This is a genomic window from Haloarchaeobius salinus, assembly GCF_024464185.1.
Lineage (GTDB): Archaea > Halobacteriota > Halobacteria > Halobacteriales > Natrialbaceae > Haloarchaeobius > Haloarchaeobius salinus.
Genome location: NZ_JANHAU010000005.1, coordinates 69,338 through 91,734 on the forward strand (window position 1 = coordinate 69,338; position 22,397 = coordinate 91,734).

Annotated in this window: 23 protein-coding genes and 1 pseudogene; 13 read left to right on the forward strand and 11 right to left on the reverse strand. The window is 67.7% G+C overall.

Annotation, left to right across the window (positions count from 1 at the left end; translation table 11 throughout):
• The 6 genes and pseudogenes from NO345_RS15560 to NO345_RS15585 all read left to right on the forward strand — a co-directional run.
• Nucleotides 1–609: a hypothetical protein gene (locus tag NO345_RS15560; protein WP_256300712.1), complete on the forward strand. Its 609-nt coding sequence runs from the start codon at nt 1–3 to the stop codon at nt 607–609.
• A complete protein-coding gene (locus NO345_RS15565; RefSeq protein ID WP_256300714.1) occupies nt 606–1,097 on the forward strand; it encodes a magnetosome magnetite crystal formation protein family in 492 nt (163 codons plus the stop codon). Before NO345_RS15560 ends, NO345_RS15565 begins: the two co-directional genes overlap by 4 nt.
• Nucleotides 1,098–1,231: 134 nt before the next feature.
• Entirely contained in the window at nt 1,232–2,197 is a 966-nt protein-coding gene (locus NO345_RS15570) for a hypothetical protein (RefSeq protein WP_256300715.1), read from the forward strand.
• Nucleotides 2,187–2,690: a DUF3592 domain-containing protein gene (locus NO345_RS15575; RefSeq protein ID WP_256300717.1), complete on the forward strand. Its 504-nt coding sequence runs from the start codon at nt 2,187–2,189 to the stop codon at nt 2,688–2,690. Before NO345_RS15570 ends, NO345_RS15575 begins: the two co-directional genes overlap by 11 nt.
• Nucleotides 2,691–2,748: 58 nt before the next feature.
• The gene (locus NO345_RS15580; protein WP_256300719.1) at nt 2,749–3,777 is read left to right on the forward strand and encodes an LLM class flavin-dependent oxidoreductase; all 1,029 of its coding nucleotides are present in this window, start codon (nt 2,749–2,751) and stop codon (nt 3,775–3,777) included.
• A gap of 102 nt (nt 3,778–3,879) precedes the next feature.
• Nucleotides 3,880–4,158: pseudogene (locus NO345_RS15585) on the forward strand (MFS transporter); the annotation flags it as partial.
• A 28-nt stretch (nt 4,159–4,186) separates the two neighbouring features.
• On the opposite strand, the gene NO345_RS15590 reads toward NO345_RS15585, so the two are convergent.
• Nucleotides 4,187–4,972, reverse strand: a complete 786-nt coding sequence (locus NO345_RS15590) for a TrmB family transcriptional regulator (protein WP_256300721.1) — start codon at nt 4,970–4,972, stop codon at nt 4,187–4,189.
• A 136-nt stretch (nt 4,973–5,108) separates the two neighbouring features.
• On the opposite strand from NO345_RS15590, the gene NO345_RS15595 reads away from it, so the two are divergent.
• Nucleotides 5,109–5,441 (forward strand): DMT family transporter, encoded by a 333-nt coding sequence (locus NO345_RS15595; protein ID WP_256300723.1) that lies wholly within the window; start codon nt 5,109–5,111, stop codon nt 5,439–5,441.
• Nucleotides 5,442–5,485: 44 nt separating this feature from the next.
• Here the strand turns inward: NO345_RS15595 and NO345_RS15600 are convergent, their stop codons facing one another.
• Together NO345_RS15600 and NO345_RS15605 are read right to left on the reverse strand one after the other, a co-directional pair.
• Nucleotides 5,486–5,872 (reverse strand): DoxX family protein, encoded by a 387-nt coding sequence (locus tag NO345_RS15600; protein WP_256300725.1) that lies wholly within the window; start codon nt 5,870–5,872, stop codon nt 5,486–5,488.
• 2 nt (nt 5,873–5,874) lie between these two features.
• Nucleotides 5,875–6,921: a beta propeller repeat protein gene (locus NO345_RS15605; protein WP_256300728.1), complete on the reverse strand. Its 1,047-nt coding sequence runs from the start codon at nt 6,919–6,921 to the stop codon at nt 5,875–5,877.
• 143 nt (nt 6,922–7,064) lie between these two features.
• Here NO345_RS15605 and NO345_RS15610 point away from each other — a divergent pair, with 143 nt between their 5' ends.
• Complete coding sequence (locus NO345_RS15610) at nt 7,065–8,069, forward strand: TatD family hydrolase (RefSeq protein ID WP_303647067.1); 1,005 nt, start codon at nt 7,065–7,067, stop codon at nt 8,067–8,069.
• An 18-nt stretch (nt 8,070–8,087) separates the two neighbouring features.
• Here the strand turns inward: NO345_RS15610 and NO345_RS15615 are convergent, their stop codons facing one another.
• Together NO345_RS15615 and NO345_RS15620 are read right to left on the reverse strand one after the other, a co-directional pair.
• Entirely contained in the window at nt 8,088–8,969 is an 882-nt protein-coding gene (locus NO345_RS15615; protein ID WP_256300731.1) for a fumarylacetoacetate hydrolase family protein, read from the reverse strand.
• 47 nt (nt 8,970–9,016) lie between these two features.
• Entirely contained in the window at nt 9,017–10,372 is a 1,356-nt protein-coding gene (locus tag NO345_RS15620; protein ID WP_256300733.1) for an amidohydrolase family protein, read from the reverse strand.
• 110 nt (nt 10,373–10,482) lie between these two features.
• Here NO345_RS15620 and NO345_RS15625 point away from each other — a divergent pair, with 110 nt between their 5' ends.
• Nucleotides 10,483–11,103: a TetR/AcrR family transcriptional regulator gene (locus NO345_RS15625; RefSeq protein ID WP_256300734.1), complete on the forward strand. Its 621-nt coding sequence runs from the start codon at nt 10,483–10,485 to the stop codon at nt 11,101–11,103.
• A gap of 58 nt (nt 11,104–11,161) precedes the next feature.
• Nucleotides 11,162–11,530, forward strand: a complete 369-nt coding sequence (locus tag NO345_RS15630) for a cupin domain-containing protein (protein WP_256300736.1) — start codon at nt 11,162–11,164, stop codon at nt 11,528–11,530.
• A 287-nt stretch (nt 11,531–11,817) separates the two neighbouring features.
• Here NO345_RS15630 and NO345_RS15635 read toward each other — a convergent pair whose 3' ends face one another.
• Nucleotides 11,818–12,015, reverse strand: a complete 198-nt coding sequence (locus NO345_RS15635) for a heavy-metal-associated domain-containing protein (RefSeq protein ID WP_256300738.1) — start codon at nt 12,013–12,015, stop codon at nt 11,818–11,820.
• Nucleotides 12,016–12,133: 118 nt separating this feature from the next.
• Entirely contained in the window at nt 12,134–14,761 is a 2,628-nt protein-coding gene (locus NO345_RS15640; protein ID WP_256300740.1) for a heavy metal translocating P-type ATPase, read from the reverse strand.
• A gap of 335 nt (nt 14,762–15,096) precedes the next feature.
• Between NO345_RS15640 and NO345_RS15645 the strand changes: the two genes are divergently transcribed.
• From NO345_RS15645 to NO345_RS15655, 3 genes are all read left to right on the forward strand, one after another.
• Nucleotides 15,097–17,739: a heavy metal translocating P-type ATPase gene (locus NO345_RS15645; protein ID WP_256300742.1), complete on the forward strand. Its 2,643-nt coding sequence runs from the start codon at nt 15,097–15,099 to the stop codon at nt 17,737–17,739.
• Nucleotides 17,740–17,838: 99 nt separating this feature from the next.
• Nucleotides 17,839–18,267 carry a universal stress protein gene (locus NO345_RS15650; protein ID WP_256300744.1) on the forward strand — a complete coding sequence of 143 codons (429 nt, stop codon included), beginning with the start codon at nt 17,839–17,841 and terminating at the stop codon, nt 18,265–18,267.
• Nucleotides 18,268–18,445: 178 nt separating this feature from the next.
• Nucleotides 18,446–18,814, forward strand: coding sequence for an SHOCT domain-containing protein (locus NO345_RS15655; RefSeq protein WP_256300746.1), 369 nt, complete (start codon nt 18,446–18,448; stop codon nt 18,812–18,814).
• A gap of 23 nt (nt 18,815–18,837) precedes the next feature.
• On the opposite strand, the gene NO345_RS15660 is transcribed toward NO345_RS15655, so the two are convergent.
• The 4 genes from NO345_RS15660 to NO345_RS15675 form a co-directional block, all read right to left on the reverse strand.
• Nucleotides 18,838–20,193, reverse strand: a complete 1,356-nt coding sequence (locus NO345_RS15660) for a PQQ-dependent sugar dehydrogenase (RefSeq protein WP_256300748.1) — start codon at nt 20,191–20,193, stop codon at nt 18,838–18,840.
• 65 nt (nt 20,194–20,258) lie between these two features.
• Complete coding sequence (locus NO345_RS15665; RefSeq protein ID WP_256300750.1) at nt 20,259–20,807, reverse strand: hypothetical protein; 549 nt, start codon at nt 20,805–20,807, stop codon at nt 20,259–20,261.
• A gap of 60 nt (nt 20,808–20,867) precedes the next feature.
• Nucleotides 20,868–22,172, reverse strand: coding sequence for a glutamate dehydrogenase GdhB (gene gdhB, locus NO345_RS15670; RefSeq protein ID WP_438266775.1), 1,305 nt, complete (start codon nt 22,170–22,172; stop codon nt 20,868–20,870).
• Nucleotides 22,169–22,312 (reverse strand): rubrerythrin-like domain-containing protein, encoded by a 144-nt coding sequence (locus NO345_RS15675; RefSeq protein WP_256300753.1) that lies wholly within the window; start codon nt 22,310–22,312, stop codon nt 22,169–22,171. The genes gdhB and NO345_RS15675 overlap by 4 nt, the downstream gene beginning before the upstream one ends.
• Nucleotides 22,313–22,397: the final 85 nt, after the last annotated feature.

The window sequence follows — 22,397 nt, forward strand, 5'->3', positions numbered from 1 at the left end:
ATGACGGCCCTCCCATCCTGGATAGACGACCGGATCGACCACGACTTCACCAAGAAGCTCACGCAGGAGCACGTGGTCGAGACGATGCTCCACGCCGACAGACCGTTCTTCTCCGCCTCGCAGATCCGCGCCCGCGTCACACCCGAGGTCAGCAAGGAGACGGTCCGCAACCGACTCAACGAGCTCCGCGAACTGGATGTCGTGGCGACGGAGGCGTATCCCGACACCATCACGCTGTACTACATCAAGCACCCCGAGTCCGCGTGGCCGGTCTCACCCGAGGGACGGCAGGCGCTCGCCCACGAGACGCCCCTCGATACCCTCTCCGTGACCGACTTCGTCCGTCTGCGCAACCCCGCCGGTATCAGGACGCTCGTCCTCGCGGGGTTCCAGCTGAGCCTCGTGCTGTTCTCGCTCGGCGCGGTGACCGCCGCACTCTCCGTCGACATCGCCATCGGGAGCAGCATCAGGCTCTGGGCGGCCGCAGGGAACCTCTTCCTCGTCTGTCTCGTGTTGCTGTTCGCAGAACGCATCGCCCGCCAGCTCAGAGGCGACGGACTGGGTGCGCTCGCACCCTGGTCGAATCGACCGGGGGATGATCGACGGTGAAGCGTCCCACCCGACCACCCACGGAGGACGACGACGAGAGCCCGAGCGGCTACGAGGAGTCCGAACCCGGACCCAGCCTCCTGACGGAACGGACGCTGACCGGTATCTTCCTCCACCCGCTCGGTCTGGTCTCGGGGGTGGCACTGCCAGGGATCGTCTACCTGACGACCGACCACCCGTTCACCCGTGAGAACGCCCGGAACGTACTGAACTGGCATCTCTGCTACATGTCCGTGCTGGCCGGGGTGCTGTTCGGCTTCGGACTCACGTTCGTCGTGGACGCGATACTGCCGGACTTCTCGCCGTTCGACTGGGTGGTCCTCGCCATCCTCCTGCTGGTGGTCCTCGGCGTCTTCGTCCTGGCCATTCTGACGCTGTTGACGATGGTCTTCTCGGTCGTCGGCATGGCGAAGGCGATCTTCGGGACCGCGTGGGAGTACCCACTCGCGCCCGACCTGCTCGCGTGGGGGCGTGAGCTGACCAGCTGACCGTTCGGACGGAACCGCATGAGGGGACCGGTTTGGTGGCCACCAAACGGTCGTTGACGGGTGTCGATTCGCGTTCGGTGCCCGCCAAATCTGCTCCCGCTTTTACCCACCCATCGACACTGGGTCCAGACACGATGGCAGACCGACCGAACTGGTCCCGACCGCAGCGTGCCGACGAACGAACGACAGCCACCCGCCGCCGGTTCCTCGGTGGCGGTGTCGCCGCGGCCGCCCTCTCCCTCGCGGGCTGTCTCGACGACACCCTAGCGGGCGCTCATACCGACGATGACGAGACCGAGAACACGGAACAGACGACCACGAACCCGACGGACAGCCTGCGAAACGTCATCGGTGAGTACATCGACGCGGCGGCCGCGGGGGACATGGACGCACTCGCCGCGGTCACCCACGGCGAGAGCCTCCTCCACCCCGATCAGTGGAGCGACACCGACTGGGAGTTCGACACCGAGCTGTACAGGGCCGTCGACGACTTCGAGCTCCAGCAGGTGACCAGAGACGTCTCCATCGAGTTCCTGCTGGAGTTCCACGCCGTCGACGTCTGGTTCGACGAGGAGCAACTCGGGACCCGCATCGGGCCCGCCGACATCGCGGTGGTCGACCTCGGTTCGGATCCCCTGACCGAGGCAGAGCGGGACAGCTGGATCCTCGTGACCGAGGACGGCGAGTGGCGGGTGTTCTTCGTCGGCGATGGCCGGCGAGCGACCGAGGACCCGCGAGCGTCGTTCGAACCGGAGATCCTCGACACAGAGGGCGACGTCGTCGACACAGTCACGTGGGACGTCGAGCCGGGCTCCACGGCCGGAGAGGCGGCAGCGGGCCGCATCCGCGTGCGGGTCGCACTCACGGATTCGCCGGGTGTCGACGCCGACACCGTCCGCATCGAGACGACGGTCGCCGACACGGAGCTCGAGTTCTACACCGAGAAGGACGGGGCGATAACCACCAGCTGGGCGGGGAACACCGGCACCATCGGCGCGAACGCCACCGGCGACCAGCTGGTCGTGACTGCGGTCGACGGCGAGACCGAGACAGTCGTCCATCGGGAGCACTACGAGCCCGGGAACGACGATGACGCCTGATCTGAGTATCACGGCCGCGGGACGGAAGCTCGGCTTGGTCCGGGGTGGATTCGCCATCCTGCTCGTGGGCTGTGCCGTACTCGGGTACGGAGCCTACGACTACCAGCAGCAGTCCGACGCGCTACAGGGGGCGACCACGGTGAACGCCACCGTCACCGAGACCGGCATCGAACAACTCCCCCAGCGCCGCGGCAGTCCCGACTACCGCCCGACCGTGACCTACGAGTACCGGTACGAGGGGACGTCCTACACGTCCCACAACGTCTACCCCGGTTCGGCCGGCCCGAGGTTCGAGACACGGTCCGACGCCGAAGCCGAGCTCGGGGCATACGAGAACGGCTCCGTCGTGACCGCGTACGTCCAGCCAGACGCCCCGGGGGAGTCGTATCTCGCCCAGCAGCGGACGGACGCGCCGCTGAAACTGGTCGGTATGGGCGGGCTGTTCGTCCTCGTCGGACTCGGCTCGGTGCTCAAGTCGTTCCTCGGAGGCTGAGGCGGGCGTCGACTGCTGGTTGCCAAACCGTTTTCCGCCGCAATCCCCGAATACCGTCGTGAAACTCTCCATCGTCGACCTGTCGCCGGTCCCCGACGGCGGGACGGCCACCGACGCCTACGCGAACACCGTCGAGGCGGCGAAACAGGCGGAACGACTGGGGTACGAACGGTTCTGGGTCGCAGAACACCACGGGATGGCGGAGCGGCTCGCCGGGACGACACCGGAGGTGCTGCTCGGGCACCTCGCCGCCGAGACGGACAGCATCGGACTCGGCTCCGGGGCCGTCCTGCTGAACCACTACAGCCCGTACAAGGTCGCGGAGGTGTTCGGTGCGCTCGACGGGCTCGCCCCGGGGCGCATCGACGCTGGGCTCGGCAGGGCGAACGGCTCTCCCGCGAGCGACCGGGCCCTCGGGACGGAGCGGTACAGCGAGGACCCCGACGGCGACCACCGCGAACGCGTCGAGGCCGTGGTGAACCACCTCTACGACGACTATCCCGAGGGACACGAGTACGCCGACCTGTCCGTCCCGGGCTCCAGCGCGGAGCCACCGGAGCCGTGGCTCCTCGGGTCCAGCCCGTCGAGCGCCGAGCTCGCAGCCGAACTCGGGCTCCCGTACTGCTTCGCCGGGTTCATCCGCCCGCAGTGGGCCGAACACGCCTTCGAGACGTACCGCGAGGAGTTCCAGTCCGGGGCGCTCGCCGCCGGCGTCGACGAGCCGACCGGGATGGTCGCGGTGAACGCGGTCTGTGCGGAGACCGACCAGGCGGCGGCCCGACTGCGGGCGGTCGCGGAGGCGTCGTACCAGCGGCTCCGTCGCGGCGAGCTCGGGTCGACGCCGTCCGTCGACGAGGCCATCGAGGAGCTCGGCGGCGTCCCCGACCCGACCCCGGAGACGCTCGACGACGACGAGTGGCCCCGGGCCGTCTCCGGGAGTCCCGAGACCATCGAGAGCCTGCTCGAGCAGTTCGCGGACCGCGTCGGCGTCGACGAGGTGATGATCCAGCACGTGGTCGCCGACCACGACGACGGACTGCGGTCGCACGAGCTGCTGGCGGACGCGGTGGGCCTCGACCCGCGCTGAACCAGCCGGCCCACCGGAACTTCTTTCGTCGGAGCGTTCCATCGGGCGTCCGTGAACGAGGACGACGGCGGTTCGGGCGCGGACGGCGTTCCCGTCCCGGGGATGACACGGCGTCGGGTCGTCCGCACGCTCTTCCTCGTCGTCTTCCTCGACCTGCTCGGGTTCGGCATCCTCATCCCGGTCATCCCGCTCTACGCGAGGTTCTTCGGCGCGAACGAGTTCGTCGGGAGCCTGCTCATCGCGACGTACTCGCTGTTCCAGTTCGTGGGCGCGCCAGTCCCCGGCCGGCTCTCCGACGAACGGGGGCGACGACCCGTACTCCTGCTGTCCCTCAGCGGAAGCGTGATCGCGTGGACGCTGTTCGGGCTGGCGGGCGAGCTCGGGAGCGGATCGAATCGACGGCCGACGACTAGAGCAACGGCGTCGCCTCGGCCCAGAGGGATTCGAACTCCCGCTCGAACGCCTCCACGACCGCCGGATCGGTGACGCCGACGACCCCGAGCCTGTCACCCGGGTCCCGTGGGTGGGGGAGGTCGACCGTCGCCAGCTCCCCGTCGACGACGTCGAACGAGACGGGAACCGTGTGCGTGGCCCGGATCTCGAACGTTCCAGGCGCGGCCTCGACGAGGTCGGGGAAGCTGTCGGGGAGCACCTCGAGGACACTCCCGGCGAGGACGAGCGAGACCGAGACACCGTCCGTCGTGTTGTCGAGGAACGCCGCGACTTCCGTCCGGAGGGTCTCCCAGGAAGCGCCCTCGTACGGAGGCCCGACGGTCGCCAGGACCGACTCGGTGGCGGTTCGGGTGTGCTCCTGCATGGCGGTCTGCATCTCCTCGCCGCCGAGCGACCCGAGCCAGACGCTCGCGTCCGCCGGTGCCGAGGGGAGGAGGTTCGACCGGACCGACCGGGCGACTCCCCGATACCGCCGCCACTCGTCGGCGAGTTCGCGCGACCGCTCCGCGAGCAGCCTGTCGACCGCGATGTCGGGGTCGACCGCCCGGTAGCGCGTCGGCTCCGTGGGCTGGGTCCCGACCAGCCCGCGCGATTCGAGGCCGTTGAGCACGTCGTAGATACGGCCCCGCGGGACGTCGCTGGCGGTCGAGAGGTCGGCGGCCGTCGTCGCGCCGGTCACGAGCAGGGCCCGGTACACCTGCTCCTCGTAGCTCGACAGGCCCAGTTCTCCGAGCTCCGTCATCACCAGGGCCTTCTCGGGTCTCCGACAAAAATGGTCGGAGGTCCGGCGGTCGTGACCGTGCCGAGGAGCCTGCAACGAACTGCAAGTGGCAGGGGATTCGGGAACAGTGATACGAACCGCGGTGCGAACGACGGGCATGCATCCGTACCTGTTGCTCGCCGCCGCGATCGGCTCCGAACTCGTCGGGACGACCGCACTCAAGCTCTCCGACGGGTTTTCGAAGCCGGTCCCGAGCGTGGTCGTGGTCGTCGGCTACGGCGTGGCGTTCTACCTGGTGTCGCTGACGCTGGAGGAGCTCCCCATCGGCGTCGTCTACGGGACCTGGGCGGCGCTGGGCATCGTCGGTGTGGCCGCAATCGGCGTCGTCGTGTTCGACGAACCGATCGACCTCGCGGGCGGTCTCGGTATCCTGTGCATCCTCGTCGGCGTCTACGCGGTCAACGTCGTCTCCGAGATGTCCGCGCACTGAAGGTGCCAGCCGGAGGGACGTCGGCTCCGGTCGGGGGGCTCGCTTCAGTCGTCGTCGGAGGCGTCCCCATCTGCCTCGTCGAGCAGGAGCATCGCCCCGCCGAGGAGGGCGACGTTCTTGCAGAAGTTCACCTTGTTCGCCTGTCGTTCCTGGCCCTCCATCGTCCAGAAGTCGTGGATGACCGGCGTCGTCCCGAGGAAAAAGAGGATGACGGCACCGACGGACGCACGCGGGAACCGCCAGAGGAGGATCCCGACGTTGGCGACGAGCAGCATCCCGGTGACGACCGGCACGGCCACGTCCGCCATCGGGAGGCCCTTCGCCTCGGCGATATCGACCCGCTTGTCGTTGTTGCGGAAGCCGTCGATGGCCATGTAGACGAGGGTCGCACTGAACAGGGTCCGGCCGAGTCTGGACGGCGCGTCGGCCATGTTCAGACCACCTCGAGCCGGCTGACGTTGGCGCTCACGCGGCCGACGGTCTCGTACTCGCCGCCCTCGCTCCGACGCATGATCCGCCCCTCGACGTCGTCACGCTGGTCGGGGACGTCGAACAGCCCCGAACCACAGATGACGTCGCCGTCGTGCACCGCCCACGTCTCGACGACCTCGTGTGGTTCACCGGGATACGACACCCGTTCGAGGTCGCGACAGAAGTTCGTCGACTCGAACAGCGCCACCCCGTGTTCGTCGTTCACCCATGCCGGTGGTGCCTCCTCGCCGCCCCCGAAGAAGACGGTGCCCTCGTGGACGAACACGCAGCGGATGTAGGAGTAGTCGTTCCCGCGGTCGATGCGGGTCCACGAGTCGCCGGCGTCGACGGTGCGCCAGAGTCCGCCCTCCCCGACCGCGTGGCCGAGACCGAGGTTCTCCAGGTCGTGGTCGAGGTAGCCCGTCGTCGCCAACCACACGTCCTCGGAGATGGGGAGTACCTGGTGGACGTCGTCGACGATGGTGTCCCGGCGGTCCTGCCAGGTCCGCCCACCGTCCGTGCTGAGGTGGATCCCGCCTGCTTCGACGCCCGCGATGAGGTGGTCCGGTCGCCCGGGCACCGTCTCGAGCGCCCGGAGCCGGGCGTAGTGCGGGTCGATGGGGGACTCCCAGTGACCGCGGGACGGCAGGTCGCGGAAGCCCTTCAGCTCGGCCCACGTCTCGCCGTCGTCGACGGACCGGAAGATGTAGGGGTCGTTCGTGCCGGCGTACAGCGCACCGTCGGCGGTGGCGAGTATCGACCAGACCTCGCTCTGGCCGGCGTGCCAGAACCGGTCGCCGAGCGGCACTCCCAGGTCGGTCCAGCTGTAGCCGCCGTCGAGCGACCGGTAGGCCCCTGTCGACGAGGCGACGAACACGCCCTCGGTGTGGGACCAGGATTCGACGGCCGTGACAACACCGCAGTCGAGCACCAGCTCGAGCTCGTCGCGCTCGAACGGCACGGAGTCCGCCCTGCACAACCCGTCGTCTGTCCCGATTAGCAGTGACATATGTGATGTGTTACATGGGCACATATTAAGTTTTTACCAAGCTGTAAAACGCTAAGTGGCAGGGCTCCGAAGGAGTGTCCAGTACGACCGTCGACGGACGGCCGGTCGACGGGGCGAGCCAGCGCGACGACCACCACCCAGCAATGACACCCGACTACCCCACCGCCCGACCGACGGACGCATCGCACCTCGAGGACCAGTCCGAGCTCCCGACGGAGCTGCTCAACCTCCCCTGGATCGACCCCCACAACCACGCCCACACCCTGTCCTGGGAGGATCGGGAGCGATACGCGCTGTCCGGCTGTCGGTCCATGGTGATGGTGGCATCGGGCTACCACTGGACCCCCTACAAGCCGGTGCAGGCGAGCGACATCAGGTTCCTCTGGGACGACGCCATCAACCGTCGTGCCGCCATCGAGCGGAACCACTTCTTCGAGGCGAAGCTCGGGCTCGGCGTCCACACCGGCGTCCGCATCGAGGACCCCGACGAACTGCTGGCCGCGATGGACGAGTACGCGGCGCTCGACGAGGTGGTCGCCATCGGCGAGACGGGTGTGACCCCGAGCCAGCACGTCGAGCGGTGGGAGCTGGACGAACAGCGAGCCGTCGTGGGGGCGCAGATGGAGCTCGCGAGGAGCCACGACCTGCCGGTCATCCTCCACACGCCGAACACGGGAACCGAGTCGAAGCGGGCGTACCGCGACGAACTGGGTACACCGGGGTACGAGAAGAACCCCGGGATGGGAACGGAGCCGGTGCTCGACCCCGAGAACCCGGCGCTGGAGTCGGTCAAACTCGATGTTCAGGCCGCCGAAGACGCGGGACTGCCGGAGCACCGGGTCGTCGCCTCGCACGCCGACCGGAACAACACCGACTACCTCATGGCCGAGACCGACTGCTACCTGAGCTACACCATCGGCCACTCCTGGCTCGTGGGCGTCGACGCCGCGGACGTGGCGAACGCAATCGACGAGTACGGCCCCGAACGGATCATGGTCGACACCGACTGCGCGAACGTCCTCCGCACCGACCCGTACGCACTCAAGCGGGCGATCTTCGAGCTGTACCGCTACGGCATCGACCCCGCGGACATCCGGACGGTCGTCTACGAGAATCCGAGGGACGTGTTCGGGCTGGCGGCGGAGTAGTCCAGCGAGGAGAGGGACCTACAGGTAGGCGCAGTCGTTCGTCAGCTCCCCCAGCTCCTCGACGCCGATGGTCACCTCGTCGCCATCCGCCAGCAGCACCGGCGGGTCGCGGTAGACGCCGACGCCCGGCGGGGTCCCGGTGAACAGCAGGTCGCCCGGCGTCAGCGTGAACGCCTGACTGCAGAACGAGACGAGCTCGTCGATGCCGAAGATGAGGTTCGACGTCGAGGAGTCCTGCAGCCGTTCACCGTTCACCTCGGCGTAGATGCCGAGGTCGTGCGGGTCGGACACCTCGTCTGTGGTCACGAGTTCGGGACCGATAGGGGCGAAGCCGTCGAGACTCTTGCCCCGGACCCACTGACCGTCGCCGTGCTGGAGGTCTCGGGCCGACACGTCGTTGCCGACGAGGAAGCCAGCGACGTAGTCAATCGCCTCGTCCCGGTCGACCCGCCGGGCCTCCCTACCGATGACCGCGACGAGCTCGGCCTCGTAGTCGACCTTCCCGGTGAGGTCCGGGTCCCACGAGATGGAGTCCTCGGGCCCGGCGACACAGGTGGGGAACTTCGAGAACAGCACCGGCGACTCCGGGATGGGGTTGTCGCCCTCCTCGGCGTGGTCGCGGTAGTTCAGGCCGACACAGACCACCTTCTCGGGGCCGGTGACCGGTGCGTGTCGGTCGAGGTCCGCCGGTTCGTAGCGCCCGGTCCCGGTCGCCGCGGCGTACTCGACCGCGAGGTCGACCTTCTCGCGCCAGCGCCAGGTGTCGAGCAGGTCGGTTGTCGTCTGTGGGATGTCCACGCCGGCCTCGGTGCCGGCCTCTGCGACGTTCACTACATGGTCGTCGTGCAGGACGCCGACCCACGGGTCGACGCCGTCCGTGCTGTATTGTCCGATTCTCATGGTGTATCAGGGTCGCGTGTCGACAGTGGCTGGGTACGGGAGTTCGGTCAGAGGTCGATACCGGCTTCCTCGACGAGGCGTCGCCCGGATTCGACGAAGCGGTCGTGCTCCGACTCGACCAGCGGGTTCAGGAGTTCGCCGTCGCGCTTTACCACCTCGCCGTCCACGAGGACGGTGTCGATGTGGTGCGGGTTCGTCTCGAAGACGACCGTCTGGACCGGCGAGTGCACGGGCGCGGTCATGAAGTCGCTCGCGTCGACCATGATAATGTCCGCCCGTTTCCCGGGCGTGAGCGTCCCGATCTGGTCCTCCATCTGGAGCGCCTTCGCGCCCTCGACGGTCGCCATCTCGAGGGTATCGCGGGCGGTGAGCGAGACCGACGTGATCTCCTCACCGGCTTCGAGCTCCGGCTGGTTGTCCAGCATCCGCTGAGTCTGCAGGCCGATGCGCATCTGTGTCGTCATCTCGCCGCTGACGTCCGAACAGACGTCGACACCCCAGGCGACACGCCCGCCGGCCTCGTGGACCTTCCCCGTCACCGGGATACCGTGGCCCATCTGCATCTCGACCTCGGGGGTCGACGAGAACGAGACGCCCTCGTCGACGGCGTGCTGGATGTCCTCCTGCGAGAAGTGGTTCGCGTGGGCGAGGTTCACGTCCGGGCCCAGCATGTCATCGAGACAGCCGAAGCCCTGGTACTCGGGGTTGTACTCCGAGGATGGCCACTGCGCCGCGCCCATGTGGATGCTTGCGAGCGCGTCCAGTTCGCGGGCGAGTTCCAGGTCGGCGCGGGCGGTCTCGTCGACGCAGAAGTCTGGCCCACGGAGCCCGAGCCCCAGACCGAGCAGGTCGTCGTCCCGGATCCGTGTGTCGTAGACCTCGCGGATCTGTTCCTCGGGGAGACCCACGTCGCTCTCGTACCACCACTTCGCCGCGTCGTCACCCGGCGGCCCCCAGGTGTACACCGCTCGCAGTCCGGCATCCTGCAGCGCGTCGACGCCCCGCTCGGCGTGTTCGACCGAGTTGGGGTACGACCAGTCCAGGGCCGTCGTCGTTCCCGTGTAGAGCTTCTCCAGCCCGCCGAAGAGCCCCCCGAGGTACATGTCCTCGGGCTGGTAGAGCCCGGTAATGTTGCCGAGCATGTGCTCGAAGTACTCGCCCATGAGCGACCAGTCCCCGGCGATACCCCTGACCTGTGCCTGTGCGAGGTGGATGTGCGAGTCGACGAACCCCGGGAGTACGATGTGGTCCGTGGCGTCGATGACCTCGGCGTCGGGTGCGCCGAGGTTCCGCCCCACGTCGACGATCTTGCCGTCCTCGATGAGCACGTCGGCACCGCCCATCTCCCCGAGGTCGGGGTCCATCGTGACGAGCGTGCCGTTTCGTATGAGTGTGACTGACATACTCAATAACACAGTCTGACCAGGAGGTTAAAAGTTTACCGAGTGGTAAACAACCTCGCCAGCGCTGCCACAGGCAATCGAGTTATGTAGCTCCCGGATGGAGTGAGGGTATGAGCGAATCGGACGAGAAGGTCTCCGCGAAGGACACCGAGGAGGTAATCATGGAGGCCACGTTCCGTGCCCTGAGCAAACAGGGCTACAGCGACCTGCGGATGCGGGACATCGGCGAGGAGATGGAGCTCACCCGGCAGGTCATCCACTACCACTTCGACGGCAAGTACGACCTCATGTCCTCCTTCCTCGAGTACATCATCGGGCAGTACGAGGGCAGCGTCGAGGTCGACGGCGACGCGGACCCGCGGACGGAACTCGACGCCCGGATCGACCAGTGCCTCTTCGGGCCGGAGTTCGAGGAGTTCTCCCACTGGGACCGGATGAAGGTGTACCACGAGCTGTACACCTTCGCCCAGAACGACGACACCCACCGTGAGATCTTCAACGACCACTACGAGCGCATCCGCGGGAGCGTCGTCGAGGTCGTCGAGGAGGGAATCGAGCAGGGCACCTTCAGGGAGGTCGACGCCGAGCGGATGGGCCAGCTCATCACGGACATCATCCACGCCGCCCGCGGCCGCCGCATGGCGCTCGGCCACGAGGACGCACCCGCGGAGGCCCGCCAGTCCATCGACGAGTTCATCCTCGACTCGCTGATGGTCGACGACGGGAACTGACAGCGACGAACGGTTCGACACCGACAACACCGTACTTCTCGCCCACCATAGTCCGTCCATGGAGAAGGTGAACCTCACCGAGGCCTTCGCCTCGTTCGACGAGCAGTGGTCGCCACGGGTCGCGGCGGAGCTGAACGGTCAGGCGGTCAAGCTCGCGAAGGTCGAGGGCGAGTTCGTCTGGCACCACCACGACGAGGCCGACGAGCTGTTTCTCGTCCGGTCCGGCGAGTTGACAATCGAGTTCCGCGACGAACCCGACGTGACGCTGGGCGAGGGCGAGCTCCTGGTCGTCCCGCGGGGCGTCGATCACCGGCCGGTCGCTGACGAGGAGGCCGAGATACTGCTGTTCGAACCGGGCGAGACGCGGAACACGGGCGACGTCGAGGACGCCGAGTTGACACAGTCGGAGCGGCAGGAGCTGTCCTGACCGCCCGGCCGACCGACCGCGCCGGCGTACCAGTGTGGAACACAGTCGTCACAGGATGGTCGGGACTGCGAAAAGAGCCCTGCAGACGCTACGACGGCCCGATACCGAGCGAGGTGTACGCGACGGTCCCGCGGCTGGAGGCGTCACCGACGGCGCTCTTCCGTCCCGGCATCCGCTGGCGCTTCTGCGGACCACCAGCGGGGAAGCGGGAACGAGGGCACCGAGGCGACGCTGGCCGCTCGCGTACGGAGAGAACAGCCTGCCCCTGCGACGAGAGCCGGAGTTGCTCAGGCCTGGGCCGTGTAGCCGGCGTCCTCGACCGCCGCGAGGAGTGCAGACACGTCGGCATCGCCCTCGACGGTCGCCTGCGCCGACTCCCGGTCGGCGCTCGCGCCGGTCACTCCCGCGACTCCAGCAAGCGCCTCCTCGACCGTCTGTTCGCAGTGTCCACAGCTCATCCCTTCGACGGTGATCGTCGTCGTCATGGATGGACGTACGGGCTCCTGGTTCAAGCAGGTTGTCCATTCGATTCAGTACTCGAACGCGCCACGGAGTTACGAATCAAAAGGAAAGATCCCCGAGCAGTGGTGGAACGACGGACCCCTAGGGAGCCGTCGTCTCCACCGCCTCGACGCTCTCGGGGCGGATCCGCGAGAGGCGCATGGCATTCGCGGTCACCGCGGTCGTCATGCCGGCGTCACCGGCGAGGACGGCGAGCCAGATCGGCACGAGGCTGAACGGCACCCCGATTGCCAGCGCCGCCTTGACGCCGAGACTGGCCCAGATGTTCTGTCTGATGACGCCGTTGGCGTCGTGGGCCAGCTCGTAGAGGTACGGCAGCTTGGCGAGGTCGTCGCCCATCAGGGCGATGTCGGCCGTCTCGAGCGCCGTGTCGGTACCGGCCGCACCCATCGCGACACCGACTGTCGCCGTCGCGAGCGCGGGTGCGTCGTTGACGCCGTCGCCGACCATCGCGACGCCGTCGTACTCGTCGTTCAACTCCTCGATGGCGGCGACCTTCTCGTCGGGCAGGAGTTCGGCGCGGAACTCGTCGACGCCGACCTGTTCGGCGATGGCACGGGCGGTCCGCTCGTTGTCACCGGTGAGCATGATGGTGTGCTCGACGCCGAGCTCGCGGAGCCGGGCGACCGTCCGTGCTGCCTCGGGCCGGACCTCGTCGGCGACCGCGATGACGCCCTCGAGTTCGTCCTCAGTGCCGACCAGCACGACGGTCTTGCCCTCCGACTGGAGCGCAGGGACGGTCTCGTGCAGCAGGTCGAGACAGTTGTTGCGGTCGCAGATGGTCCGGGCGGTCTGCGTGACGACGCCGCCGTCCGTCGTCGCGTGGACGTGCGAGAGGTCGAACCCGAGGTCCTCGAACAGGCCGGGTTTCCCCGCGTAGTGCGGCTGGCCGTCGAGGTCCGCACGGACGCCCTTGCCGGTGATGCTCTCGAAGTCGTCGATCTCGCGCTCACCGACGCCGGCGGTGGTCGCCTGCTCGACGATGGCCTCGCCGATGGGGTGTTCGCTGCGGGCCTCCAGGCCGCGAGCACAGCGGAGCACGTCCTCCTCGGTGTTGCCGTTCAGGGGGACGACGTCGGTCACGGTCAGCTCGCCCTTCGTGAGCGTGCCGGTCTTGTCGAAGGCGACAGCCTCGACCGCGCCCATCGCCTCCAGGTGGTTGCCTCCCTTGATGAGCACGCCGTTCTTCGCGGCGCTCGTGATGCCGGAGACCACCGAGACCGGCGTGGAGATGACGAACGCGCACGGACAGGCGAGCACGAGCAGGGTCAGCCCGTAGACGACGGCGGTCGACCAGGTGGTGCCCAACACGGACGGGCTCGCGAGGGTGACGACGACGGCGAACGCGACGACGACCGGCGTGTAGTACGACGAGAACCGCTCGACGAACTGCTCGCGCTCGGTCTTGTTCGACTGGGCGTCCTCCACCATCTGGACGATGCGCGAGAGGGTGTTGTCGCCCGCCTCCGAGGTCACCTCGACCTCCAGGTAGCCCCCTTCGTTGATGGTGCCCGCGTAGACCTCGTCGCCGCCCGTCTTGTCGACGGGGACGCTCTCGCCGGTGATGGGAGCCTGGTTGACGGCGCTCTCGCCGTCGACGACGACGCCGTCCATCGGTATCTTCTCGCCCGGCCGGACGACGACGACGTCGCCGACGGTCACCTCGTCCACGGACACCGCCTCCTCGTCGCCGTCGCGCTTCACCGTCGCCTCGTCCGGCGAGAGGTCCATTAGCTCCTCCAGCGAGTTCCGGGCACGGTCCATCGAGTACCGTTCGAGGAGCTCGGCGACGCTGAAGAGGAAGGCGAGCGTCGCTGCCTCGAAGTAGAGCGCCTCGCCGAAGACGACGCTGGCGACGAGCGCCCCGAGGATGGCGACGGACATCAGGAAGTCGATGTCGAGGTTTCGGTTGCGGGCGGAGTAGTAGCCGTTCCGGAGGATCTCCTGGCCACCGGTCGCGATGGCGACGAGGAACAGCACGTCCGCGACGAAGAGTTCGCTGCCCGCGACCGTCGCGACCAGCCCGTTCTGGGCGTGGAGGAAGAACTCGAAGAGGAGACCGAACACGAGGAAGCCGCCGCTGATCCAGGTCTTCACGGCGCGCGGACTCCGCCAGATGCTCTCGTCGGTCCCCGCATCCTCGGTCGCGCCCACGCTGCCGGTGCTGTCGGTGACCTCGTAGCCGGCGTTCTCGATGGCACCGACGAGGTCGGCCTCGGAGACGGTGCCGTCGTACGTGACCGACACCTTCCCGGTCGTCGGCCGTGGGTCGACGCTCAGCACGCCATCGACGGCGGTCAGCGCGTTCTCGACCTTGCCTGCGCAGGAGGCACAGTCCATGTCGGGGACCGTGTAGGAGATCGTCGTCTCGGCGGGTCGGTCGACGGAGTAGCCCGCCTTCTCGATGCGATCGACGACGGCCTCGGGCGAGGTCAGGTCCGGGTCGTAGACGACGGTCAGCATCCCGGTCGCGATCTGCGGGTCGATATCGACGATTCCGTCGAGCCTGTCGACGCTGTTCTCGACCTTGCCGGCACAGGACGGACAGTCCATGTCGGGCACCGAGAACTCGGCGACGGTGCCGCCATCAGCCTTCGAGACGGACCCCCCGTCAGGGCGATAATCGCGGCCGCTGCCGTCCCCACGGCAGGACGCGCCGTCTTGGGATACGTCGCACGAATCCGGCGTATCCCGGTCGGGTGAACTCATTGGCTGAAGCTAGGCGAGGGGGAGTTATTAAACCGTCTGCTATGGGGCAGGGTTCGACTATGTCGTCATTATTAATCCAATCGGAATGGATTATTATCCTCGGCGGTTGCGACTACCTCGAAGCGACACCAGACGCAGGGCCGTCCACTGGCCGGCTCGGGGTCTCAGAATTGGAATCCGAACCGATGCCACTTCCGGAGCGACCGTGCACCGCGACTTACGGGCACATCGACAACTGAACCGTCCACCTGGCTTTTGATTCGAAATTTCAGACCGCGAGTTGCTTGGGTGTTGAAAGGGCAAACCGATTGAAGGAGTAGCCCGTACATCCTACCATGAGCACGCATCGAAGCCAGATCGACATCCAGGGGATGAGCTGTGCGAACTGCTCGCAGACCATCGCCGAACGGGTCGAGGGACTCGACGGTGTCTCGGAGGCGAACATCAACTACGCCACCGACGAGGGCACCGTCGAGTACGACCCGGGCGAGGTCTCGCTCGGCGATATCTTCGACGCCATCGAGGACGCGGGCTACAGCCCGGTCACCGAGTCCACGACCATCGCCATCACGGACATGTCCTGTGCGAACTGCTCGGAGACGGTGCAGGACGCACTGGAGTCGCTCCCGGGCGTCGTCCGCGCGGACGTGAACTACGCGACGGACGAGGCACAGGTCACGTTCAACCCGGCGGAGTCGTCGCTCGATACGTTCTACGAGGCGATCGAGAACGCCGGCTACTCACCCGTCAGGGAGGAGCCGTCGGACCAGGACGGGACCGCCGGTGGCGACGGTAGCGGCGAGAGCGCTCGCGACGCCGCACGGAACGCCGAAATACGGAAGCAGCGTCGGCTGACGCTGTTCGGTGCACTGCTGTCGGCACCGATGCTGTTCTTCCTCGCCGACAAGTTCCTGCTCGGCGGAACGTTCGTCCCGGAGACCGTCTTCGGGGTCACGTTCGGCTGGGTCGAGTTCGCCCTCGCCACGCCCGTCCAGCTCCTGCTCGGGTGGCCGTTCTACCGGAACTCGTACAACGCGCTCGTCAACAACCGTCGGGCCAACATGGACGTGCTCATCGCGCTCGGGTCGAGCACGGCCTACATCTACTCGGTGAGCGTCCTGTTCGAGCTCGTCGCCGGCAGCATGTACTTCGACACCGCCGCGCTCATCCTGGTGTTCATCACGCTCGGGAACTACCTCGAGGCGCGCTCGAAGGGCCAGGCCGGCGAGGCGCTCCGGAAGCTGCTCGAGATGGAGGCCGAGACGGCGACCGTCGTCGACGAGGACGGCACCGAGCGCGAGGTCCCGCTCGAAGACGTGGCGGTCGGCGACCGGATGAAGGTCCGCCCCGGCGAGAAGATCCCGACGGACGGGGTCGTCATCGACGGCCAGAGTGCGGTCGACGAGTCGATGGTCACCGGCGAGAGCGTCCCCGTCGAGAAGAGCGAGGGCGACGAGGTCGTCGGCTCGACCATCAACGAGAACGGCCTGCTCGTCGTCGAGGCCACGAAGGTCGGCAGCGACACCGCCCTCCAGCAGATCGTCCAGACGGTCAAGGAGGCCCAGTCCAGACAGCCCGACATCCAGAACCTCGCGGACCGCATCTCGGCGTACTTCGTGCCCGCGGTCATCGTGAACGCCCTGTTCTGGGGCGTCGTCTGGTTCCTGTTCCCCGAGGCGCTGGCCGGCTTCGTCGACGCGCTCCCGCTCTGGGGGCTCGTCGCGGGCGGCCCCGGCGTCGCTGGCGGTGGCGTCTCCGTGTTCGAGTTCGCCATCATCGTCTTCGCCTCCGCGGTGCTCATCGCCTGCCCCTGCGCGCTCGGGCTGGCGACCCCGGCGGCGACGATGGTCGGGACCACCATCGGGGCGCAGCACGGCGTGCTGTTCAAGGGCGGTGACGTGCTCGAACGGGCGAAGGACGTGGACACCGTCGTCTTCGACAAGACGGGGACGCTCACGAAGGGCGAGATGGAGCTGACCGACGTCGTCGTCTTCGACGACGGGCAGGCCGTCGCGGACGGTGGTGAGACCGCCCCCGACGGTGGCGAGCTCGTGACCGAGGACCGCCTGACCGAGGCCGATGTGCTCCGACTCGCCGCGACGGCCGAGAGCGGCAGCGAACACCCGCTCGCCCAGGCCATCGTCGAGGGCGCTCGCGAGCGCGGTCTCGAGGTCGGCAGCCCCGACTCCTTCGAGAACGTCCCCGGCCACGGTGTCCGGGCCGAGTTCGACGGCGAGACGGTGTTCGTCGGGAACCGCAAGCTGCTCCGCGACAACGGCATCGACCCCGAACCGGCGGCCGAGACGATGGAGCGGCTCGAATCCGAGGGGAAGACGGCGATGCTCGTCGGCCGCACCCCGTCCAAGGGTGGCGACGGCGAGCTCGTCGGTGTCGTCGCCGACGCGGACACCGTGAAGGAGAGCGCGAAGGACGCGGTGAGCGCACTGCAGGAGCGCGGCGTCGACGTGATGATGATCACGGGCGACAACGAGCGCACGGCCCGCGCGGTCGCCGAGCAGGTCGGCATCGACCCCGAGAACGTCCGCGCCGAGGTCCTCCCCGAGGACAAGTCCGACGCGGTCGAAGCGATCCAGTCCGAGGGCCGGCAGGCGATGATGGTCGGCGACGGCGTGAACGATGCGCCCGCGCTCGCCGTGGCCTACGTCGGCACGGCAATCGGCTCGGGGACGGACGTCGCCATCGAGGCCGCCGACGTGACGCTCATGCGGGACGACCCCCTGGACGTCGTGAAGGCCATCCGCATCTCCGACGCAACCCTGGCGAAGATCAAGCAGAACCTCGTCTGGGCGCTGGGCTACAACACCGCGATGATCCCGCTGGCCTCGCTCGGGCTGCTCCAGCCCGTGCTCGCGGCCGTCGCGATGGCCTTCTCCAGCGTCTCGGTGCTGACGAACAGCCTGCTGTTCCGCCGGTACGACCCCGACCACGACTACAGCCTGCTCGGGCTGCGTGACTGAGATGCCGACCACGGGGGTTCCCGTCCTCCGGACTCCTCGTGGACGGACTGGGGCCGGCGAGCACGTGTTTTCATAGTATTCTCGACCGATTGGTGAATCATGGCCCGGTACCAATCCATCCTCGTCGCGACGGACGGGAGCGAGACGGCAGGGAGGGCGGTCGACCACGCGGTCTCGCTGGCCAGCGACGCCGACGATATGGTGTACGTGCTCTCGGTCGCGCATTCGCGCGAGAGTCCGATGTCCTTCGGGGTGGAGACGCTCGAGGGCATCGAGGCAGCGGTCGAGAGGACTGCAGCAGAGGTCGGCGAGCACCTCGGCGAAGCGGCGGTTTCGGGCATGGTCCGTCGGGGACGCCCCGATGACCAGATTCTCGCCGCTGCCGACGAAGTCGGCGCAGACATGATCGTCCTCGGCAGGACCGGCAGCTCGGGGCTCGCCGACCGCGTCCTCGGGGGCACGGCGGACCGGGTCGTCAGACGGTCGAAACGTCCGGTCCTGCTAATCCCCGAGACCGGCGCGACGTAGCGGGACTGACCGGACCGTTCCCTCGCCCAGGGCAGGTTTTGGATGCATGGCGTGTCGGGGGTCCGACGGCCAGTTCGCAAAGTGTCGTCGGGTACCCACCCACGTTCTCGAAAGGGCAACCGCATTGAACGGTGCGCACGTATCTAGAACCGTGGAGACGGTCCACGGAGACTCACCAATGTCCGAACGAACCACCGATAAATCGCTCGCCACGCTCGTCCTGGTCGTACTGGGAGCCCTGCTCGTCCTGCCCCTGCTGTTCATGGGCTTCGGAACGATGGGGTCCGGCGGTATGATGGGCGGCTGGGAGCACGGGATGTGGAACGGCGGGGGTGCACCTGGCTGGGTCGTGCTGCTGGGCGCGGTGATACAACTCGGGTTCCTCGCCGCCCTCGTCTGGCTCGGCTACCTCGTCTTCCGGTCGGTGAGCGATTCGTCGTCCGGGTCCGAACGCGCGCTCGAAGAGCTCAGACTGGCTTACGCTCGGGGCGATATCAGCGACGAGGAGTACGAGAACCGACGCGACCGCCTCGAACGGGACAGCTGACCATCGGCGTAGGCACGCCCGACTTACGAGGTCGAGGCCAACCGGTGGACCCCACCGCCGTCACCACCGTTGCCGAGCGCGTAGAGGTCGCCGCCATCTCGCCCGAACGAGAGGATCTGCGAGAGCTTCCCGGCGTCGCCGTCCGCGACGGGAAGGACCGACGTGGACCAGAGCCCGCTGTCGGCCGGAGTCGCTACGAACTGCCGTCCCTGCGCCCGGAAATCGCCGAAGACGAACGCACCCTGGAGGCCCGGTATCGCGTCGCCACGGTAGACGTTGCCCGTGATGACGGAGATGCCGCTGACCGGTTCGCCACTGTGTGGGTACTCGATGACCGGCTGGAGCAGGGGTTCGCCCCCACGCACGTCGTCGGGTGTGCTGCTCGGGCAGTCGTCGGCGTCGAAGCAGTGGGTCCCCTCGCGGACGTTCCAGCCGTAGTTCCCGCCGGCGTCGACCACGTCGACCTCCTCGTATCGGTTCTGTCCCACGTCACCCGCGAAGAGCGTCTCGCCGTCGAACGCGAGCCGCCAGGGGTTGCGAAAGCCCCAGGCGTACTGCTCGTCCAGCCCGTCGCGACCGACCAGCGGGTTGCCGTCCGGGATGGCGTACGCCCGGTCTCCGTCACGCCCGTCGATGTCGATGCGGAGGATGCTCCCGAGGAGGTTCTCGGTCACGTCCTGCCCGTTACCGCCGTCAGCACCGTCGTACCAGTCGCCGACGTGGCCGAACCCGCTGTCGTTCGCCGCGCCGCCGTCACCCGTACCGACGTAGAGGTAGCCGTCGGGGCCGAACAGCACCGAGCCCGCGTTGTGGTTCGCCTGCGGCTGGTCGAGTTCCAGGATCACCCGCTCCGAGCCGCGGTCCGCGGTCAGTCCGTCGGCGGAGACGGTGAACTCGGAGAGGACGAAGGTGTGGCTGTACTCCGTCGACGCACCGTCGCGACGGGGTGCGGAATATCGGACGAACAGGCGGCGGTTCTCGTCGAAGTCCGGGTGGAGCGCGATGCCGAGCAGGCCCTGCTCGAAGCCGGTGACGACGGTGTCCGTGAGGTCGAGCAGTGGCTCGTCGCGGAGTCCGGCGTCGCCGACGACCCTGACACGTCCCGGCTGTTCGGCGACGTACCGACGGTCTCCGTCCTGGGTGAAGGCGATGTCGAGGGGGTTCTGGAGGCCGCTGGCGAGCGTCTCGAGGCCGACCGCGTCCGGAACGGCAGGTGTGGTGGTCTCCCCACCGGAATCCGGGTCTGTACTCGTTCCCCCTCCCGTCGTCGGGTCGTCACCGCGGGTCGGCGTCTCCCCGGGTTCTGAGTCGTTCGACGCACAGCCAGCGGTGAGTGCGAGCGCGCCGGCACTGGCGGCGAGGAAGCGACGACGATCCATATTCCTACTGCCACGTGCAGTCGGTTATAGCTGGTGCGAGGGCTGGAGCCGGCAGGTCGGCGGGGTCAGCAGATCTCGAATCCGACGGTCGGTTCGCCCTCGGAGATAGCCACGTTCACGTCGCCGAAACAGGCGGTCGTCTGGACGGCGCGGGAGTCCCGATTCGACCCAACCTCGGCGACGATACGGTACTGGACGATACCGTCGGGCTCGAGCCGCTCGAGGTTGTAGACGACCCCTTCGAAGCCCGGTTCGATCTCGACGGACATGCTGTGGACCTCCTCGCCGTCGCGCCGGATACGGAGCGACAGCGTGTGGGTGGTATCGTCACCGTTGTCGACCCTGATCGGATGGTCGGGGTCGAACTCGTCGACGCCGGACAGTGGCCCGTCTGTCCCACCGGTCGTCGTCTCGGCGATGTCGTCGTCGGTCGGCGCGTGTGTCGGGTCGGTCGTCGTCTCGGCGATGTCGTCGTCGGTCGGTGCGTGTGTCGGGTCGGTCGTCGTCGGGCCGTCACCCGAGTCGTCGCTCCCGCCGAGCGAGTCCAGACAACCAGCGAGGCTCGCGACGGTCAGCGTGGAGGTGGTCGAAGCGAGGAACCTGCGGCGATTCATCGTACAGACCCACCAGAGGCCTCCGGGAAGTGTTTTGTGGAGAACTGACCTGCTAGCCGGCTACGGCCAGAGGCCGCGTGCCTCGTGGGCCTCGGCGACCCGGGAGAGGGCGACGATGTAGGCGGCGTCACGCCAGCTCACGTCGCGGTCGTCGAACTCCCTCCGGACGTCGTCCCAGGCGGCCTCCATCTCGGCCGCGAGCTCCTCGTGGACGCGTTCGAGCGACCACGCACGGCGGTTGATGTCCTGCAGCCACTCGAAGTAGCTCACGGTCACGCCGCCGGCGTTCGCGAGGATGTCGGGGACGACGGGGATGCCGCGCTGGTCGAAGATGTCGTCGGCGATGGTGGTGGTCGGGCCGTTCGCACCCTCGACGATGATGTCGGCCCGGACGTCGTGTGCGTTCTCCGCGGTCAGGACGTTGCCGACCGCGGCGGGGACGAGCACGTCGACGTCCAGTTCGAGCAGCTCCTCGTTGCTGACGGTCCGGGGTGCCTCGTGCTGCATGACGGCCTCCGGCTCGGTCGCGTGGGACGGGATAGCGGCCGTGTCGAGCCCGTCGGGGTTGTAGATGCCGCCGTTCACGTCGCTCACCGCGACGACGTCTGCACCCCACTCGTCGAGCAGTCGCGCGGCGTTCGCGCCGACGCTCCCGTACCCCTGGATGGCGACGGTGGTGTCGGAGACGTCCCGGTCGTAGTACTCGACGACCTCACGGGTGATGATGGCGACGCTGCGGCCGGGCGCACCGTCGCGTCCTTCGCTGCCGCCGACGACCGGTGGTTTGCCGGTCACGACACCGGGTGTCGTCTCGCCCTGCTGCATCGAGTACGCGTCCATCAGCCACGCCATCGTCTGCGGGTCCGTCCCCATGTCCGGAGCGGGGATGTCGACCGTCGGGCCGATGACGTCGCGGATCTCCTGTGCGAACCGACGGGTGAGTCGCTCCTTCTCGTCGGTGCTGAGCTCCTTCGGGTTCACCGCGATGCCGCCCTTCGCGCCGCCGAATGGCAGGTCCATCACGGCGCACTTCCAGGTCATCCACATCCCGAGACCGACGCACTCGTCGCGGGTCACCTCCGGATGGTACCGCAGCCCGCCCTTGTACGGGCCACGGACGCTGTCGTGCTGGGCACGGTAGCCGGTGTACACCTCGACGCTGCCGTCGTCGCGCTCGATGGGCACCGTGACCTCGTGGACCTTCTTCGGGTACCGGAGCCGCTCGACGATGTTCGGGTCGATGTCCACCAGCTCTGCGGCGTGCTCGAGCTGTCGACGGGCGGTCTCGACGGCCGACTCGGGTTCGAGTGTCCCCGTCGTGCTACCGTCGTCCGTGGTCACGTCCGATTGCGACGCCATGGTCACTCGATGGGCGTCTGTCGGTTTCGCATCGCGCCGGCACAGTCGGGACAGCTGCCCGGTGGGTCGCTCGTAACGATGATCGTTCCACACTCGAAACACTCGTAGGATCGCTCCTCGTCGGGGTTGACGTCGACATCTCTCATTGTTGTCACGAGCGCCGCCGGTGGAACCGAGGCACTCGGAAGAGCAGTAATAGGTGTATAAGGGAATATCCGTCCGTTGGATGTC

Excerpts from the sequence above, each read along its gene's own strand:
- NO345_RS15560 (WP_256300712.1), top strand. The coding sequence starts at position 1 with ATGACGGCCCTCCCATCCTGGATAGACGACCGGATCGACCACGACTTC.
- NO345_RS15610 (WP_303647067.1), top strand. The coding sequence starts at position 7,065 with ATGACACCCGACTACCCCACCGCCCGACCGACGGACGCATCGCACCTC.
- NO345_RS15645 (WP_256300742.1), top strand. The coding sequence starts at position 15,097 with ATGAGCACGCATCGAAGCCAGATCGACATCCAGGGGATGAGCTGTGCG.
- NO345_RS15650 (WP_256300744.1), top strand. The coding sequence starts at position 17,839 with ATGGCCCGGTACCAATCCATCCTCGTCGCGACGGACGGGAGCGAGACG.
- NO345_RS15630 (WP_256300736.1), top strand. The coding sequence starts at position 11,162 with ATGGAGAAGGTGAACCTCACCGAGGCCTTCGCCTCGTTCGACGAGCAG.
- NO345_RS15600 (WP_256300725.1), bottom strand. The coding sequence starts at position 5,872 with ATGGCCGACGCGCCGTCCAGACTCGGCCGGACCCTGTTCAGTGCGACC.
- NO345_RS15660 (WP_256300748.1), bottom strand. The coding sequence starts at position 20,193 with ATGGATCGTCGTCGCTTCCTCGCCGCCAGTGCCGGCGCGCTCGCACTC.
- NO345_RS15635 (WP_256300738.1), bottom strand. The coding sequence starts at position 12,015 with ATGACGACGACGATCACCGTCGAAGGGATGAGCTGTGGACACTGCGAA.
- NO345_RS15590 (WP_256300721.1), bottom strand. The coding sequence starts at position 4,972 with ATGACGGAGCTCGGAGAACTGGGCCTGTCGAGCTACGAGGAGCAGGTG.
- NO345_RS15625 (WP_256300734.1), top strand. The coding sequence starts at position 10,483 with ATGAGCGAATCGGACGAGAAGGTCTCCGCGAAGGACACCGAGGAGGTA.
- NO345_RS15605 (WP_256300728.1), bottom strand. The coding sequence starts at position 6,921 with ATGTCACTGCTAATCGGGACAGACGACGGGTTGTGCAGGGCGGACTCC.
- NO345_RS15570 (WP_256300715.1), top strand. The coding sequence starts at position 1,232 with ATGGCAGACCGACCGAACTGGTCCCGACCGCAGCGTGCCGACGAACGA.
- NO345_RS15620 (WP_256300733.1), bottom strand. The coding sequence starts at position 10,372 with ATGTCAGTCACACTCATACGAAACGGCACGCTCGTCACGATGGACCCC.
- NO345_RS15665 (WP_256300750.1), bottom strand. The coding sequence starts at position 20,807 with ATGAATCGCCGCAGGTTCCTCGCTTCGACCACCTCCACGCTGACCGTC.
- NO345_RS15615 (WP_256300731.1), bottom strand. The coding sequence starts at position 8,969 with ATGAGAATCGGACAATACAGCACGGACGGCGTCGACCCGTGGGTCGGC.
- NO345_RS15675 (WP_256300753.1), bottom strand. The coding sequence starts at position 22,312 with ATGAGAGATGTCGACGTCAACCCCGACGAGGAGCGATCCTACGAGTGT.
- NO345_RS15640 (WP_256300740.1), bottom strand. The coding sequence starts at position 14,761 with ATGAGTTCACCCGACCGGGATACGCCGGATTCGTGCGACGTATCCCAA.
- NO345_RS15575 (WP_256300717.1), top strand. The coding sequence starts at position 2,187 with ATGACGCCTGATCTGAGTATCACGGCCGCGGGACGGAAGCTCGGCTTG.
- NO345_RS15655 (WP_256300746.1), top strand. The coding sequence starts at position 18,446 with ATGTCCGAACGAACCACCGATAAATCGCTCGCCACGCTCGTCCTGGTC.
- NO345_RS15595 (WP_256300723.1), top strand. The coding sequence starts at position 5,109 with ATGCATCCGTACCTGTTGCTCGCCGCCGCGATCGGCTCCGAACTCGTC.